The following is a 374-nucleotide window of genomic DNA, read 5'->3' on the forward strand; positions in this document are numbered from 1 at the left end:
CCCTGTAATCCCAACAAGTGAGCCTTTCGTACAATATTCTGTTACATTTTCAGCCGACCTTCTCCATACAACACAATTAATAAAATCTACTTGCTGTTCACCTAAACTATTTCGAAAACCTCTATTCACCGCAACACATATTCGTGCATAAGCGACACCTTGTTTTGTGTAGTATAATTCTGGCTCCTTTGTCAATCTACCGATTAATACAACTCGATTCATCATAAGTTATACCACCTCACATATTTTTCTTCATTGTAAAGAAAAATGTTGGAAGGATAAAAAGCGCAAAATGATATGTTTGTAAGCAAAAATTATTACTTTATATCTTACAAATCAAAAAAAGAAACCCTACATAGTATAAACATGTAAGG

At 33.2% G+C, this 374-nt stretch carries 1 protein-coding gene; it reads right to left on the bottom strand.

Features of this window, described 5'->3' with window-relative positions:
- Positions 1-225 (bottom strand): single-stranded DNA-binding protein (gene ssb / locus AC1DJR_RS33985; protein WP_477004671.1); only part of this gene is annotated, 225 nt, incomplete at its 3' end.
- Positions 226-374 lie beyond the last annotated feature (149 nt).

The sequence above is a fragment of the Bacillus sp. 05T31 genome, from assembly GCF_056396725.1.